General features: G+C 52.4%; 13 protein-coding genes and 1 pseudogene. 2 read left to right on the forward strand and 12 right to left on the reverse strand.

Annotated elements, in window-relative coordinates:
* Positions 1–93 precede the first annotated feature (93 nt).
* Both Q3O06_RS02995 and Q3O06_RS03000 read left to right on the forward strand, forming a co-directional pair.
* Positions 94–2706, forward strand: a pseudogene (locus tag Q3O06_RS02995) (lactoferrin/transferrin family TonB-dependent receptor); the annotation flags it as partial.
* Positions 2707–2711: 5 nt separating this feature from the next.
* The gene (locus Q3O06_RS03000) at positions 2712–2852 is read left to right on the forward strand and encodes a hypothetical protein (protein ID WP_162817098.1); all 141 of its coding nucleotides are present in this window, start codon (positions 2712–2714) and stop codon (positions 2850–2852) included.
* A gap of 734 nt (positions 2853–3586) precedes the next feature.
* On the opposite strand, the gene Q3O06_RS03010 is transcribed toward Q3O06_RS03000, so the two are convergent.
* The 12 genes from Q3O06_RS03010 to rsmA all read right to left on the reverse strand — a co-directional run bounded on the left by Q3O06_RS03010 (position 3587) and on the right by rsmA (position 13034).
* Positions 3587–4213 (reverse strand): phosphoribosylanthranilate isomerase, encoded by a 627-nt coding sequence (locus Q3O06_RS03010; RefSeq protein ID WP_301817615.1) that lies wholly within the window; start codon positions 4211–4213, stop codon positions 3587–3589.
* 58 nt (positions 4214–4271) lie between these two features.
* Positions 4272–4763 carry a transcription elongation factor GreB gene (gene greB, locus Q3O06_RS03015; protein ID WP_301817616.1) on the reverse strand — a complete coding sequence of 164 codons (492 nt, stop codon included), beginning with the start codon at positions 4761–4763 and terminating at the stop codon, positions 4272–4274.
* A gap of 99 nt (positions 4764–4862) precedes the next feature.
* Positions 4863–6407, reverse strand: coding sequence for an amidophosphoribosyltransferase (purF, locus tag Q3O06_RS03020; RefSeq protein WP_301817618.1), 1545 nt, complete (start codon positions 6405–6407; stop codon positions 4863–4865).
* A 207-nt stretch (positions 6408–6614) separates the two neighbouring features.
* Positions 6615–7112 carry a CvpA family protein gene (locus Q3O06_RS03025; RefSeq protein ID WP_301817619.1) on the reverse strand — a complete coding sequence of 166 codons (498 nt, stop codon included), beginning with the start codon at positions 7110–7112 and terminating at the stop codon, positions 6615–6617.
* Complete coding sequence (ftsN, locus tag Q3O06_RS03030) at positions 7105–8139, reverse strand: cell division protein FtsN (RefSeq protein WP_301817620.1); 1035 nt, start codon at positions 8137–8139, stop codon at positions 7105–7107. The genes Q3O06_RS03025 and ftsN overlap by 8 nt, the downstream gene beginning before the upstream one ends.
* A 12-nt stretch (positions 8140–8151) precedes the next feature.
* Positions 8152–9426, reverse strand: coding sequence for a bifunctional tetrahydrofolate synthase/dihydrofolate synthase (gene folC / locus Q3O06_RS03035; protein ID WP_301817622.1), 1275 nt, complete (start codon positions 9424–9426; stop codon positions 8152–8154).
* A gap of 30 nt (positions 9427–9456) precedes the next feature.
* A complete protein-coding gene (locus Q3O06_RS03040; protein ID WP_301817623.1) occupies positions 9457–9897 on the reverse strand; it encodes a protein YgfX in 441 nt (146 codons plus the stop codon).
* 4 nt (positions 9898–9901) lie between these two features.
* Positions 9902–10261, reverse strand: coding sequence for a hypothetical protein (locus Q3O06_RS03045; protein ID WP_301668307.1), 360 nt, complete (start codon positions 10259–10261; stop codon positions 9902–9904).
* Between the two features lie 72 nt (positions 10262–10333).
* A complete protein-coding gene (locus Q3O06_RS03050) occupies positions 10334–11062 on the reverse strand; it encodes an amino acid ABC transporter ATP-binding protein (RefSeq protein ID WP_002240396.1) in 729 nt (242 codons plus the stop codon).
* 41 nt (positions 11063–11103) lie between these two features.
* Positions 11104–11559, reverse strand: coding sequence for a hypothetical protein (locus Q3O06_RS03055; protein ID WP_301817625.1), 456 nt, complete (start codon positions 11557–11559; stop codon positions 11104–11106).
* A 110-nt stretch (positions 11560–11669) separates the two neighbouring features.
* Positions 11670–12239 carry a nucleotidyltransferase family protein gene (locus Q3O06_RS03060; protein ID WP_301817626.1) on the reverse strand — a complete coding sequence of 190 codons (570 nt, stop codon included), beginning with the start codon at positions 12237–12239 and terminating at the stop codon, positions 11670–11672.
* A 15-nt stretch (positions 12240–12254) separates the two neighbouring features.
* Positions 12255–13034 carry a 16S rRNA (adenine(1518)-N(6)/adenine(1519)-N(6))-dimethyltransferase RsmA gene (gene rsmA, locus Q3O06_RS03065; RefSeq protein ID WP_301817628.1) on the reverse strand — a complete coding sequence of 260 codons (780 nt, stop codon included), beginning with the start codon at positions 13032–13034 and terminating at the stop codon, positions 12255–12257.
* Positions 13035–13274 lie beyond the last annotated feature (240 nt).

The following is a 13274-nucleotide window of genomic DNA, read 5'->3' on the forward strand; positions in this document are numbered from 1 at the left end:
ACAAGGGAAGACTTACTCGTGGCTGCAACCCTACTAGCTCAAAATTTATTCACACATGGTTACGCTTTGGGGAAATTATGAGGGGATCTCTCAGTACTCGGTATCCGCGACCTGACGCGCTACGATCCGGGCGTGGCGGTTGTCGAACAGGGCAACGGCGCGAGCGGCGGCTACTCGATACGCGGCGTGGATAAAAACCGTGTGGCGGTTTCGGTTGACGGCGTTGCCCAAATACAGGCGTTTACCGTGCAGGGATCGTTGAGCGGATACGGCGGACGCGGCGGCAGCGGTGCAATCAACGAAATCGAATATGAAAACATCAGCACGGTGGAAATCGACAAAGGTGCCGGTTCGTCCGATCACGGCAGCGGCGCACTCGGCGGCGCGGTCGCCTTCCGCACCAAAGAAGCGGCAGACCTGATTTCAGACGGCAAAAGCTGGGGGATACAGGCAAAAACCGCCTACGGCAGTAAAAACCGCCAATTTATGAAGTCGCTCGGCGCGGGTTTCAGCAAAGACGGTTGGGAAGGGCTGTTAATCCGAACCGAACGTCAAGGGCGGGAAACGCGCCCGCACGGCGATATTGCGGACGGGGTGGAATACGGCATAAACCGTTTGGACGCGTTCCGCCAGACATACGATATTCAGAAGCAGAATAAAAAGGCGGAATATTTCTTAGCGGAGGGCGAGCGTGAACCCAAGCCCGTGGCAAAATTAGCGGGCAACGGAAACTATTTGAAAAACCAGCTCAACCGCTGGGTAAAAGAACGTATTGAACAAAATCAGCCTTTAAGTGCTGAAGAAGAAGCGATGGTGCGGGAGGCGCAGGCGCGCCACGAAAACCTGTCCGCCCAAGCTTACACAGGCGGCGGCAGGATATTGCCCGATCCGATGGATTACCGCAGCGGTTCGTGGCTTGCCAAGCTGGGCTACCGCTTCGGCGGCAGGCATTATGTCGGCGGCGTGTTTGAGGATACCAAACAGCGTTACGACATCCGCGATATGACGGAAAAACAGTATTACGGTACGGATGAGGCGAAAAAGTTTAGCGACAAGAGCGGGGTGTACGACGGCAACGATTTCCGCGACGGCTTGTATTTTAGGCCGAATATAGAAGAGTGGAAGGGCGATACAAATTTGGTCAAGGGCATAGGTTTGAAATATTCCCGCACCAAATTTATTGACGAACATCACCGCCGCCGCCGTATGGGTTTGCTGTACCGTTATGAAAACGAAGCGTATTCTGACAATTGGGCGGATAAAGCGGTGTTGTCGTTTGACAAACAGGGCGTGGCAACCGACAACAACACGCTGAAGCTGAATTGCGCCGTGTATCCTTCCGTGGACAAATCCTGCCGCGCGTCGGCGGACAAACCGTATTCCTACGACAGCAGCGACCGTTTCCACTACCGCGAACAGCACAATGTTTTGAATGCCTCGTTTGAGAAATCGCTGAAAAACAAATGGACGAAACACCATCTGACTTTGGGCTTCGGTTACGATGCTTCCAAAGCAGTTTCCCGCCCCGAACAGCTTTCCCACAATGCGGCAAGGATTTCGGAATCCACGGGATTCGATGATAACAATCAAGATAAGTATCTTTTGGGTAAGCCCGAAGTCGTCGAAGGGTCGGTCTGCGGCTACATCGAAACCCTGCGTTCCCGCAAATGCGTGCCAAGAAAAATCAACGGCAGCAATATCCACATTTCTTTGAACGACCGTTTTTCAATCGGCAAATATTTTGATTTCAGCTTGGGCGGCAGGTATGACCGGCAAAACTTTACCACGTCGGAAGAACTCGTCCGCAGCGGGCGGTATGTTGACCGTTCGTGGAACAGCGGCATCGTGTTCAAACCGAACCGGCATTTTTCTTTGTCTTACCGCGCCTCCAGCGGCTTCAGAACGCCCTCATTCCAAGAGCTTTTCGGTATAGACATTTATCACGATTATCCGAAAGGCTGGCAGCGTCCCGCCCTGAAATCGGAAAAGGCAGCCAACCGGGAAATCGGTTTGCAGTGGAAGGGCGATTTCGGCTTTTTGGAAATCAGCAGCTTCCGCAACCGCTATACCGATATGATTGCCGTTGCCGATCAAAAAACCAAATTGCCGGATTCAACAGGACGATTGACAGAGATTGATATACGCGATTATTACAATGCCCAAAATATGTCGCTCCAAGGCATTAATATATTGGGAAAAATCGACTGGAACGGCGTGTACGGCAAACTGCCCGAAGGTTTGTACACGACTTTGGCGTACAACCGCATCAAACCGAAATCGGTATCCAACCGGCCGGACTTGTCCCTCCGCAGCTATGCTTTGGATGCGGTACAGCCGTCGCGTTATGTTTTGGGGTTCGGATACGACCAGCCCGAGGGGAAATGGGGCGCAAACATTATGCTGACCTATTCCAAAGGGAAAAACCCTGACGAGCTTGCTTATCTGGCAGGCGATCAAAAACGATATTCGGCAGGAAGGGTTACGTCTTCTTGGAAAACGGCAGACGTTTCCGCCTATCTGAATCTGAAAAAACGGCTGACCTTGAGGGCGGCTATCTACAATATCGGCAACTACCGCTACGTTACTTGGGAATCGTTGCGCCAGACTGCGGAAAGCACGGCAAACCGACGCAGCGAAGACAGCAATTATGGAAGGTATGCCGCACCGGGCAGAAACTTCAGCCTCACGCTCGAAATGAAGTTTTAAAGGAAATGCCGTCTGAAAGCTTGATCTGCACCCCAAAAGTCGGACTAAACCGCCAACTGATTAAGGTGCAGGTTTTTTTGATTCAATATAAACAAGATTTCCGCCGTCATTCCCGCGCAGGCGGGAATCTAGACATTCAATGCTAAGGCAATTTATCGGGAATGACTGAAACTCAAAAAACTGGATTCCCACTTTCGTGGGAATGACGCGATTAGAGTTTCAAAATTTATTCTAAATAGCTGAAGCTCAAAAAACTGGATTCCCGCCTGCGTGGGAATGACGAATTTCAGGTTGCTGTTTTTGGTTTTCTGTTTTTGTGAAAATAACGGGATTTTAGCTTATGGGTATTTACCGGAAAAAACAGAAACCGCTCCGTCGTCATTCCCGCGCAGGCGGGAATCTAGACATTCAATGCTAAGGCAATTTATCGGAAATGACTGAAACTCAAAAAACTGGATTCCCACTTTCGTGGGAATGACGCGATTAGAGTTTCAAAATTTATTCTAAATAGCTGAAACTCAACGCACCGGATTCCCGCCTGCGCGGGAATGATGAAGTGGAAGTAAAACAAGCGAAACCGAATGAACCGGATTCCTGCCTGCGCGGGAATGACGAAGTGGAAGTTACCCGAAACTTAAAACAAGCGAAACCGAACGAACCGGATTCCCGCTTTCGTGGGAATGACGGGATTAAGTTTTCAAAATTCATCAGAAATTACTGATTTAATAACATAAATTTTTTAGATTATAGTGGATTAAATTTAAATCAGGACAAGGCGACGAAGCCGCAGACAGTACAAATAGTACGGCAAGGCGAGGCAACGCCGTACTGGTTTAAATTTAATCTACTATAAGTCATTCCGGCGGCAATTTTTGTTGCTTTAACGGAATAGGCGGTTGGCGGTTGCGATAAAGGCGGCAACTTTGGCGGGGTCTTTTTTGCCTTTAGACGCTTCCACGCCGCCGGATACGTCGACCGCTTCCGCTCCGGTGATGCGGATGGCTTCGCCGACGTTTTCAGGGGTCAGCCCGCCGGCAAGCACCCACGGTTTGCCCGAATATTCCGCCAGCAGCGTCCAGTCGAAGCGGTGTCCCGTGCCGCCGTATTCCGAAGGGTGGTAGGCATCGAACAGCAGTGCCTGAGCGTTGGGAAAACGGTGGGCGGCGTTTTGGATGTCTGATGCCGTCTGAACACGAATGGCCTTGATATAGGGGCGGTCGAACTGGCGGCAGAATGCGTCGTCTTCGTCGCCGTGGAATTGGATGATGTGTATTGGTACTTCGGCAAGGATGCGGCGGATGTTTTGCGCGCTTTCGTTGACAAAAAGGGCGACAACGCTGACAAACGGCGGCAGTGCGGCAGTGATTTCTTTTGCGCGGGCAATATCGACGGCCCGGCTGCTGCCTTGGAAAAAGACCAGCCCGACGGCATCCGCACCTGCCGCTGCGGCGGCCGCTGCGTCTTCCGGTGTGGTGATGCCGCAGATTTTGGTGCGGATTTTCCTCATTCGGTATTCCTTTATTTGGGAAACGGCGCGCTTGCACCGTTTCAGACGGCATTCCTAATTAGTCGATTTTGATGTATTCGACAGAAAGGATTTCAATTTCCTCACGGTCTTCCGGCGTGTTTAAAACCACTTCGTCGCCTTCGCGTGCTTTAATCAGGCAACGCGCCAACGGCGAAATCCAAGAAATTTTGTTTTGCGCGGTATCGATTTCGTCGATGCCGACGATTTTGACGGTTTGCTCGCGCCCGTCGCCGCGTAACAGACCGACCGTCGCGCCGAAAAATACTTGGTCGGTCGCTTCGCGCAATTCGGGATCGACGACGACGGCAGCTTCCAAACGCTTGGTCAGGAAACGGATGCGGCGGTCGATTTCGCGCATACGGCGTTTGCCGTAAAGATAGTCGCCGTTTTCGCTGCGGTCGCCGTTGCCTGCCGCCCAGTTGACGATTTGGACGATTTCGGGGCGTTCTTTATTGACCAGCCGGTAAAGTTCGTCTTTCAATGCCTGCCATCCGGCGGGCGTAATGTAGTTTTTGGTTTCGCTACTCATATTGCGTGCGGATAGAATGGGAAATGTGATGCCGATATGGGAAATGCCGTCTGAAAACCCAGCGTTCGGATTTCAGACGGCATCGCGGTTTGGGAAGTCTTATTCTTCGTCGCCCGCATCGCTGATGCTGATGCTGTGTTCCATCCTGCTCGGGTGGATTTTCAGACCGCCGCAGCCGGATTTCTCGGCAGACAGGCGGTCGAGGTAGGCATCATCGATGTCGCCGGTCTGATAAATGCCGTTGAAACAGGACGAATCGAAGGATTCGATTTTCGGGTTGAGTGCTTTGACGACGGTTTCCAAATCGCCCAAGTCTTGAAACACGATGCCGTCCGCGCCGATTTCGGCAGCGATTTCCGCCGCGCTGCGCCCGTTGGCAATCAACTCTTCGCGCGTGGGCATATCGATGCCGTACACATTGGGATAGCGCACTTCGGGCGCGGCGGAGGCGATATAGACTTTGCGCGCGCCAGCCGCGCGTACCATTTCGACGATTTCGCGGCTGGTTGTCCCGCGCACGATGGAGTCGTCCACCAGCAACACGCTTTTGCCTGCAAATTCGGTTTCCATCGGGCTGAGTTTTTGGCGCACGGATTTTTTGCGCGTCGCCTGACCGGGCATAATAAAGGTGCGGCCGATATAGCGGTTTTTAATCAAACCTTCGCGGTAAGGCTTTTTGAGGTGGACGGCAAGCTCCATCGCGCTGGGGCGGCTGGTGTCGGGGATGGGCATCACGACATCGATGCCGTCCACAGGCAGCTCGCGTTTGATTTTTTCCGCCAGCGACACGCCCATATCCAAGCGCGATTGGTAAACCGATACGCCGTCAATCACAGAGTCGGGGCGGGCAAAATAAACATATTCAAAAAGGCAGGGGCTGAGTTTGGCGCGGTCGCTGCATTGTCGGGCAATCATTGTGCCGTCAAAGCCGACAAATACCGCTTCGCCCGGCCGGATGTCGCGTTCCAAATCGTAGGCAAGCGCGTTGAAGGCAACGGATTCGGAGGCGACGGCATAGGATTTTCTGCCTGCTTCGTCGGTTTGCGAACCCAATGCCAGCGGACGGATGCCGTAAGGATCGCGGAAGGCGACCATGCCGTAGCCCGCAATCATGGCAACCACGCCGTATGCGCCGCGCACCAGACGGTGGACTTCGGCAACAGCGTTGAAAATATTGTCGATATTGAGCCGGTGCGGATCGGCGTTTTTGGAGACTTCGCGGCGCAATTCGTGCGCGAAGACGTTGAGCAAGACTTCGGAATCGGAGCTGGTGTTGACGTGGCGCAGGTGTTTGTTACACACGTTTTCATACAGTTCGGCAGTGTTGGTGAGGTTGCCGTTGTGCGCCAAAACGATGCCGAAAGGCGAGCTGACGTAGAAAGGCTGTGCCTCCGCGCTGCTGCCCGCGTTGCCCGCAGTAGGATAACGGACGTGGGCGATACCGGCGTTGCCGACCAAATCGCGCATATTGCGTGTACGGAAGACTTCGCGCACCATCCCTTTGCCTTTGTGCATATGGAAGGTGCCGCCTTCCGCCGTTACAATGCCCGCCGCATCCTGTCCCCTGTGCTGCAACATCTGCAAGCCGTCGTACAGAAGCTGGTTCACGGGTTCATGACTGACCAAACCTAATACGCCGCACATATCGTCTTCTCCGATTCGAGGTTTAAGGGTAAAACGGAATTATAAAGCAAACGGCGGTTTTTTGCCTGAATTGTTGACAATATTTGCGCGAAGGACAGATAGGTGGGTTTATGGAGGATAAGATTTAATCTGTGATATGGCTGAGAAAAGGAAAAAACATTTCAGACGGCATAAAAGAGAATGCCGTCTGAAATATCTGTATGGCAATCAATCGTCTTCCAAAGCTCCATCACTGTCGTCCGCATGGTTTAACACTGCTTCGGAAAGCGAAACGAAAAACGGTACGGTATAGGACTGCCGCCATTCTTCGGTATCGGGCAGGTCGGTTTTTGAAGCGAGCATGACCAGCAGGGTAATAATCAAAATGCCTTTCAATGCACCGAATACGCCGCCCAAAATGCGGTTGGCAAAGCCCAAACCGACCGCCGAAACTGCGCCGGTCAGCAGCGAACGGAGTATTTTCTGGATCAGACAGGCAATGACGAATAGGGAAATGAACGACAGAGCCAATGCAAACAGGCGGGGTTGGAACGAGGCAAAGGCGAGGTCGGCGAAGGAGGCGGCAAAGAGTTTGGCGAAAAAGAAGGAAACCACCCATGCCGCCATTGAGCCTGCCTCCGCAATCACGCCGCGCATCGTGGAAATGACGATGCAGGCGGCGATGATAGCGAAGACGAGGAGGTCGGCAACGGGGAGGTTATTCATTCGTTACCTGACCGGCGATACCGTGTACGCGCAATTTGTTCAAATCGCGTTCGGCATCTCTCGCGTTTTTATAGTTGCTTGATTTGACGCGGTAAACTTTGCCGTTGTCGGTCATAATTTCGGTGATGGTCGAATCGATACCCGCCACCTTCATTTTGCGCTGGAGGCTCAAGGCGCGTTCTTTTTCGGCATAACCTGCCTGAATGGCGGCTTTTTTACCGGATTTTTCCTTCTCGGCGGTTTTGGTCTTGTCCGCTTTGTCGGTTTTTTGTGCCGTTTCGTGTTTTTTGCCGTCCGAACGGTCTTTTTCGGCTGTTTTTTTGCTTTCAGCCTTGTCGGCTTTTTTCGCTTCTTTTACCGCGCTGTCGGATTTTGCCGTATCCGGTTTGGTTTTTTCGGCGGCAGTTTTCGGTTTGTCGGCAACTTTTTCGGCGGTTTTGGTTTCTTTGGCTTTGGGCTTGGCTTCGGCAGTGCGTTCCGCTTTTTGCGGTTTTGTTTCGGCAGTGCGTTTCGGTTTTTCAACCGCTACCGTATCCGTACTGTCGGCAGTTGCCGGCACTTTTTCGGCAGCGCGTTGTTTTGCCTGCTTCGGTGCGGTTTGGGCAGTTTCTGCCTGCTGCAGTTTCTCGGATGCTTCCAAACCTTTGATGTTGCTGTCTTCGAGGCGGTCGTTAATCAGCACCAGCGGCGCGCCTACGTTTTCAGGCTCGCTGATTTCGCTGTCGGCGGCAGAAGGCTTGTCTTCGCCTGCCAAGTCCTGCGGTTTGTCGGCGGCGGTTTCCCCGTTTTTGGCGGCGGATTTCAAGGCAGGGGCTTGTGCCGCACCTGCCGCTTTGTTTTCTACGCTGCTTGTTTCTTCGGCAGTCTGTTTGGCAGGATCATTTTCGGCAGGACCGGAACTGAGTGCGGCTGCCAGCAGGATGCAGGAGGCGGCAACCAGGCAGCTTGCCGTTACGAGGCGGCGGCGGTTGCGCCGTTTGAGCTGTTCGTAACCGCTCAGGACTTCGTTTTGTTTGTTTTCGGACATAGAAGTTTCCTTTTACAGTACCGACATCACGTCGGCAACGGTATGAAATGAGCCGAATACGACGATTCTGTCGTTTTCGCCCGCTTTTGAGGCTGCCGCCCGATATGCGTCGCGGACGGCGGCGAATGTCTGTATGTTTTCGATACCGTGTTCGTGCAGTTTGTCTTGCAGGCTATCGAGCGTCATTCCGCGCGGCATGTCCAAAGGTGCGATATACCATTCGTCAAACTGGTCTTTGACAATTTCCAACACGCCGTCTATGTCTTTGTCGGACAGCATACTGAACACGGCGGTGCGTTTTTGCGCAAACGCCAAATTAATCAGGCTGCGTCGCAGGGCGCGAGCGGCGTGGGGATTGTGTCCGACATCCAATACGGTCAGCGGCCGGCCGGGCAGGACTTGGAAGCGTCCGGGGTTTTCGACCAGCAACAAACCGCGCTTGATGGCGCCGATGTCCGCCGGCAGTTTGTCGTTCAAGCATTCCAACACGGTCAGCGCGCAGGCGGCGTTGGAAAGCTGGTATGCGCCACGCAATGCGGGGAAGGGCAGGGCATTGCGGTTGCGCGCGGGGTCGTCTGAATGTTGCGGCCGGAAGCGGTAGTTCCATTGGATGTTTTCCATCGCGTGAAACTCGAAATCGCGCTGCACCATCAGCAGTTTCGCGCCTATGGCTTCGGCGTGTGAAAGCAACGATTCGGGCGCGGGGTTTTGACCGCAGATTGCGGGTTTGCCGCTGCGGAACACGCCTGCTTTTTCAAAGCCGACCTGCTCGACCGTATCGCCCAAAAACGCCTGATGGTCCAAATCTACACTAGTAACCACCGCGCAATCGCCGTCAAATGCGTTGACCGCGTCCAAGCGTCCGCCCAAGCCGACTTCCAATATCATCACGTCAACCTGTTCGCGCATGAAGATGTCGACGGCCGCCAACGTATTGAATTCAAAATAAGTCAGCGATATTTCGCCGCGCGCCGCTTCGATGCGCTCGAAAGAGGCAATAATCGTATCGTCCGAAACGGGTTCGGCGTTGATGGCGATGCGTTCGTTGTAACGCAATAAATGGGGGCTGGTTAATGTGCCGGTTTTGTAGCCCGCCTGTTTGTAAATCTGTGTCAGGTAGGCGCAGACCGAACCTTTGCCGTTTGTTCCCGCGACAACGACGACGGGGCATTGCGGTGTCAGGTTCATGCGCTTTTTCACTTCGCCTACGCGCTCCAAACCCATGTCGATTAAGCCGCCGCTGTGGGCGGTTTCCAAATGCGAGAGCCAATCTTGTAGTGTTTTCATGAGTGTTTCGTTTTCAAATGCCGTCTGAAATCAGTCTGATGTATCGGTTTCGGCAGTTTTTTTCGGCTGCCGCCAAAGCACCCAGACTTTCAGCCGCCGGTAGGATTCTTTGTCCGTCATGTCGGGCATGATGCAGTGGTGGACGGTTTTGCCGCCGGTGTCCCATTGTAAGAATAAGGCATAAGGCGTAACCATACTGCTGCCCGCAAGTGTTGCCGCTGTTTTGTCTTTGCCGGATACGATTTCCGCTTGTCCGTCGCGGTCGATAATGACGGAGGTTACGGCATGGCGGTGTTTCAGGTTCGTTATCCGCAGCGAGTGGATGAAACTTGCAAGCAGCGCGGCAAGCCCGAACCACATCATCCGGCCGTAAAACCAAGTCAGGCAGACGGCAAGGGAGGCGGCGTGGAGCGATACGGTCAGGATGTTCAGAATACGGGACGGCTTCAATGCCGTCTGAAAGGCGCGCATGGCGTTACATCATATTGTCGAACACGGGCGTGATGTTCAAATCCGCTTCTTCCATATCCAAAACCATATCGTGGATTTCGATGTCGAAAAATTCCCAAAACGCCTTCAGCCCCATATCTTGCGGCCATTTGTCTTTATCGATGTCCCAACCTGCCAGCTCCGCTTCAAAAATCTGGCGGTAGCGTTCGTCGAAGTAGGAAACGACGGCTTCCGGTTCGTCGAACTGCGGAACGAGGAAGACGGAACAGTTGGCGCGAAGCTGCTCTATGGTCAGGTCGGGCATATTTTCGTCGGTGCTTTTGAGCCATTCCAAAAAGTGCGCGGTCGGCTTGAGGACGACGGCGGTGCGGTCAACAAAATACATGGTTTTCTTTCTCAATCATCTTACGGTGTCGGGCTATGCCGTCTGAACGTTCGGTTTTCAGACGGCATAGCATCAATGGGTCATGACCTGTTGCAGGAACTGCTTGGCGCGTTCGTGTTTTGGGTTGGTAAAAAACGCTTCGGGCGTTTCGTCTTCGAGGATTTGCCCTTTATCGACAAAAAGCACCCGGTCGGCAACTTCGCGGGCAAAACCCATTTCGTGGGTTACGCACATCATGGTCATGCCGCTTTCTGCCAAGTCTTTCATGACTTTTAATACCTCGCCGACCATTTCGGGGTCGAGTGCGGAGGTCGGTTCGTCAAACAGCATCACGCGCGGTTCCATCGCCAACCCGCGCGCAATCGCCACGCGTTGCTGCTGGCCGCCGGAAAGTTGGGAAGGGAAGGCGTCTTTTTTGTGTGCCAGTCCGACGCGTTCCAAAAGTTCCATCGCTTTTTTCTCCGCCTGTTCCGCATTTTGACCTTTAACCTTCATCGGTGCGAGGGTGATGTTTTCCAATACGGTCAGGTGGGGGTAGAGGTTGAAGCCTTGGAATACGAAGCCGACTTCTTCGCGGATTTTGTTCAAATCGGTTTTGGGGTCGGCAACGTTGACACCGTCCACCCAAATCTCGCCGCTTTCAATGCTTTCGAGCTGGTTGACGGTGCGGATGAGTGTGGATTTGCCGCTGCCCGAAGGTCCGCAGACGACGACCACTTCGCCTTTTTTGATTTCCAAGTTCACGCCGTTGATGACGTGCAGGTCTTTGAAATGTTTGTGTACGTTTTTGAATTTAATCATAGTGTCCATTCTTTTCAGGCAGTCTGAATCCGTCTGACTGATTAAGGGTAAAACTTATTCAAATCGGCAACCAATTTGGTTAACTCTTCTTGATTCGGCTTATTCATGCTCCGGTAAACTTTGACGTAGCCTTTGTCGTTTTTTATATTCACGACATAGATGATGAAACGTATGCCGTTGAGTCCTTTTTCCGCATCGCAGGTGTAGTACGTCACACCCCCGCTTTCCGCTTTTTCCAGTACGCAGTCGTTTTTGCGGTAGCCTTGCTCCTTTGCTATCCAATCCCGCTCAAATGAAGCCCTGTACGCGTCCGGCACGTGGACTTGGTCGACCAATAAATCATGATCGGGATTTTGGGAATAACCGTAATGGAAAATGGCATTTGAACCGTTCAATTGTGCCTCTAGCATTTGATAACGCCGGTTTTGGAAAAACGCATCGTTCGGGTTCATGCAGGCAGTTAAAAGAAAAGTCAGGAGTGCGGCTGTGTATTTCATGGTTTGTTCACTCGGGCAGTTGAAAGAAAAGTCAGGAATACGGTTGTGTATTTTATGGTTTATTCTCTTATAAACAGTTATAAACGGTTTCAATGCGGCTTGCCGGTAATTCAACGCACAAAATTCCGTTTGCACATCATATGGTTTTCAATATTGGCTTTGACATCTTTTTCATCCCAAACCTGCAATTCCCACGGATAGTAGAAATTGCTACTGTTTTTGAAATAAATATGTATGCCGATATAGTCGCCCGCATCGCGCAAATACCAGTTTTTCAAGCCGTATTCTGTTTTCCAGCCGTCAAGTTTTTCCAAAATCCCGGCGACTGTTTCAGACGGCCAAATCAGCCGCGCGCCGAAAATATCGTTCAGGATGTTGTTGGTCGGATATTGGGTGCCGCGTGCCAGATAGCGGCTGATTTTATCATGTATGCTTTCTGCGGTTTTCACGCGGTAGAAAAAGTCTATGCCGCGCGTGTCGGCAAAGGCTAAATAATCGTTAACCGCTTCGTGCAAATTAAGGCGATAAGACAAAATATGTTCGGTCGGAACGTTTTTGAGCGTGCGGCTCAAATTGATTTTCCGCACTTTGCCGGTTTCAAAATAATCCTGCGAATATTGTGCGTGCAGGTGGTTGATTTCGCGGATCAAACGCTCGGTTTTCTGCAGGTTGCCTTCCATTTCCGCCACCTCTTTTCAGACGGCCTTGCCCGCCAAATAATTGCTCAACGCCACGTATTTTTCCGGCGCGATATGTTCGGCACGGTCTTGCGGATTGATGCCGACTGCCTGCAAATCATCGTCGCCTGCAAGCTCTTTCAGATTGTTGCGTATGGTTTTGCGGCGTTGGTGGAAGGCGAGTTTCACGAGTTTGGCAAAATGCTCGAAATCGTCTGCCTTGCCGATGCGGTGTTTCACCGGAATCATGCGGACGACGGCGGAATCCACTTTCGGCGCGGGGTCGAACGATTCGGGCGGTACGTCAATCAGCAGCTCCATATCGAAAAAATATTGCAACATCACGCCCAAGCGGCCGTAGTCGTTGCTTTTCGGCGCGGCAACCATGCGCTCGACCACTTCTTTTTGCAGCATAAAGTGCATATCGGCGACATCGTCCGCCACCTCCGCCAGCTTGAACAAAAGCGGCGTGGAAATGTTGTAGGGCAGGTTGCCGACGATTTTCTTTTTGCCTGCAATACTGTTGAAATCAAACTGCAACACGTCGCCTTCGTGAATGACGAGCTTGTCCGCAAACGGCAGCGTTTTCAGACGGCATACGATGTCGCGGTCGATTTCGATAACGTGCAAGCGGTTCAGTTTTTTCGCCAAAGGTTCGGTAATCGCCGCCAAACCCGGGCCGATTTCAATCACGACATCATCCGCCTGCGGGCGCACGGCGTTGACAATATCGCCGATAATCCGCGTGTCCTGCAAAAAATTCTGCCCGAAACGCTTGCGGGCTTTGTGTTCTTTCATCGTGTTTCCTTTTCGGTTGAAACCCCGCCCTTTAGGGCGGTAGAATCAGACTCTGTTTGGGAGGGGCGTAACTCCTTCCAAATCAGGACGGCACATATGGCGGTGCTTTATGTGTCGTCCTGTGTGTTGAAACATAAATGTGTTTACAGTATCCGTTTGATGTCGGCATTGTAACCGAAAACGGCAGGGCGTGATAATGCCGTTTGAAGGCTTGCCGTGTTTGGCGGTTTGGTGCAAAAC

It is taken from the genome of Neisseria maigaei, from assembly GCF_958267405.1.
Taxonomy (GTDB): domain Bacteria; phylum Pseudomonadota; class Gammaproteobacteria; order Burkholderiales; family Neisseriaceae; genus Neisseria; species Neisseria bergeri.

What these genes read in the sequence shown, in the direction of transcription:
- Q3O06_RS03000 (WP_162817098.1), top strand. Translation starts at nt 2,712, where the DNA reads ATGCCGTCTGAAAGCTTGATCTGCACCCCAAAAGTCGGACTAAACCGC.
- Q3O06_RS03010 (WP_301817615.1), bottom strand. Translation starts at nt 4,213, where the DNA reads ATGAGGAAAATCCGCACCAAAATCTGCGGCATCACCACACCGGAAGAC.
- greB (WP_301817616.1), bottom strand. Translation starts at nt 4,763, where the DNA reads ATGAGTAGCGAAACCAAAAACTACATTACGCCCGCCGGATGGCAGGCA.
- purF (WP_301817618.1), bottom strand. Translation starts at nt 6,407, where the DNA reads ATGTGCGGCGTATTAGGTTTGGTCAGTCATGAACCCGTGAACCAGCTT.
- Q3O06_RS03025 (WP_301817619.1), bottom strand. Translation starts at nt 7,112, where the DNA reads ATGAATAACCTCCCCGTTGCCGACCTCCTCGTCTTCGCTATCATCGCC.
- ftsN (WP_301817620.1), bottom strand. Translation starts at nt 8,139, where the DNA reads ATGTCCGAAAACAAACAAAACGAAGTCCTGAGCGGTTACGAACAGCTC.
- folC (WP_301817622.1), bottom strand. Translation starts at nt 9,426, where the DNA reads ATGAAAACACTACAAGATTGGCTCTCGCATTTGGAAACCGCCCACAGC.
- Q3O06_RS03040 (WP_301817623.1), bottom strand. Translation starts at nt 9,897, where the DNA reads ATGCGCGCCTTTCAGACGGCATTGAAGCCGTCCCGTATTCTGAACATC.
- Q3O06_RS03045 (WP_301668307.1), bottom strand. Translation starts at nt 10,261, where the DNA reads ATGTATTTTGTTGACCGCACCGCCGTCGTCCTCAAGCCGACCGCGCAC.
- Q3O06_RS03050 (WP_002240396.1), bottom strand. Translation starts at nt 11,062, where the DNA reads ATGATTAAATTCAAAAACGTACACAAACATTTCAAAGACCTGCACGTC.
- Q3O06_RS03055 (WP_301817625.1), bottom strand. Translation starts at nt 11,559, where the DNA reads ATGAAATACACAGCCGCACTCCTGACTTTTCTTTTAACTGCCTGCATG.
- Q3O06_RS03060 (WP_301817626.1), bottom strand. Translation starts at nt 12,239, where the DNA reads ATGGAAGGCAACCTGCAGAAAACCGAGCGTTTGATCCGCGAAATCAAC.
- rsmA (WP_301817628.1), bottom strand. Translation starts at nt 13,034, where the DNA reads ATGAAAGAACACAAAGCCCGCAAGCGTTTCGGGCAGAATTTTTTGCAG.